Origin of the sequence: Paenarthrobacter sp. PH39-S1 (assembly GCF_030063245.1) — a bacterium.
Taxonomy (GTDB): domain Bacteria; phylum Actinomycetota; class Actinomycetes; order Actinomycetales; family Micrococcaceae; genus Arthrobacter_M.
On sequence record NZ_JASISR010000095.1, the window covers coordinates 1 to 1,746 of the forward strand.

A 1,746-nucleotide genomic window follows, 5' to 3' on the forward strand; every position below is an offset into this window, starting at 1 on the left:
GACCCGGATCCGCGAGTAAGAACTTTTTGACAGGGGTGTGTTAAACCGAACAAGTGCCCCTTGAGCTGGGAAAATAGTAGTTGCGAAGCCAAAATTTTCCAGACAGAGAAGGACACCTGTTCAGTGGCAATCATACGGGGCAAAAAACGTGGCAGAAAGTCGGCGGGGGCGAAGAGGCGGGCCCGTGCGCGGCAGGTGCGGATCGGAGCCCCGGATCAGCGGCTGACGCCGGCAGCCGGGGTCGAGGCGGTCCGTGAGGTGGACCGGGTCCTGGGACTGACCGGCGCCCTGGATGTCGGGATCGGGCCGGTGAAGGAACGGGCCCGCGGCCTGTCCGGCGGCGAATTGGTGGTCTCCATGGCCTCGGCCCAGTTGGCCGGTGAGGACTTCCTGGTCGGCCTGGACCGGCGCCGGGCCGATGCGGCAGGCCAAGAACTGGAACCGGTGCCGACCCCGGCGTCCACGACGGCGGCCGGGATTGCCAAACGCTTCGGCGAAGACCAGCTCCATGGGATCGAGACCGGGATCGGGACGGTCAACACCACCATGATGTCCCTGCTGCCCCTGGTGCGCCGGACCTCCCTGTTGAAGGTCGCGACCATTGACGGGGACGCAACCGACGTGGAGGTGTATGGCCGGAGCAAGGAGAAGGCGGCGCACGCTTACACCGGGGCGCTGACGCTGCGGGGCCATATCGGGTTCTGGGCCGAAGCAGGGGTGCCGCTGGCCGCGGAACTGATGGGCGGGACCGAAGACCCCCGCAGCAACGCCGTCGACATGCTGGAGAGGGCCATCGCCGCGCTCCCGGCCGGGGTGGAGAAGATCCGGTGCCGCTGGGATGCCGGCTACTTCGCCGCGGAGTTGGCCGCCGCCTGTATCGAACGCGGGGTCGAGTTCGCCATCGGCGCCAAGCGCACCGGCAAGGTCATGGCCGCGGCCAAGGGCCTGGGCCGATACACCTGGGTCCCCGCGGTCGGCATGGATGACACCGAGGTCGCGATCATCGACTACCTGCCCGGACCCTGGCCCAAGGACGCGGGCATTGTCTGCATCGCCCGGCGCACCCGGATCCCGGCCGACCGGATCCCCACCGGCCGGGCCCGGAAACGCCGCACCATAGACAAGAACCAGCTCGCCCTGGCGTTGAAGGGCAGGATCGACGAGGTCTACGGCTACTCGTTCATCCTGACCAACCTGGACGTCTCCACGGACGAGAAACTCGCCGAAGCCGAGTTCTGGTACCGGCACCGCACCGACATCGAAGAGCTGAACCGCAACGCCAAACACGGCACCGCACTGCGTCACCTCCCCTCCGCCAGCCACGCCGTGAACAGTGTCTGGATGTGGGCGGGCCTGCTCGGCTGCGCGGTCAGCTCCTGGATCCAGGAAATCACCGGTCTCGATTACGGCAACGGCCGCGGACGGCGAACCGTGGCCCGCCTCCGCCGGGAACTCATCCGCGTCCCGGCCCGCATCAGCCGCCGCGCCGGGATAATCTACCTGCGTATGCCGCCGGGGCCGAGCCTGCTCGCCACGGTACTGCCGGCACTGCAGAAGCTACCGGCCCCCGGCTGATACCCGGATTCCCTTGTCCCGCCGCCAAGAGAAAGTCCGTCCGAGGCATGGAGCCTCCGCCCACCCGACACGACAACCGGGCTTTTGTCATGCCCGGACCCAAAAGTTGCCGAAATTCACGCCCCCGCCAGAATTCCGGCCTCAAAAAGCCACTACTCGCGGATCCGGGTC

At 67.3% G+C, this 1,746-nt stretch carries 1 protein-coding gene; it reads left to right on the plus strand.

The window, feature by feature from the left end:
• Positions 1–123: 123 nt before the first annotated feature.
• A complete protein-coding gene (locus QMG52_RS21615) occupies positions 124–1,575 on the plus strand; it encodes an IS1380 family transposase (protein WP_283562458.1) in 1,452 nt (483 codons plus the stop codon).
• Positions 1,576–1,746 lie beyond the last annotated feature (171 nt).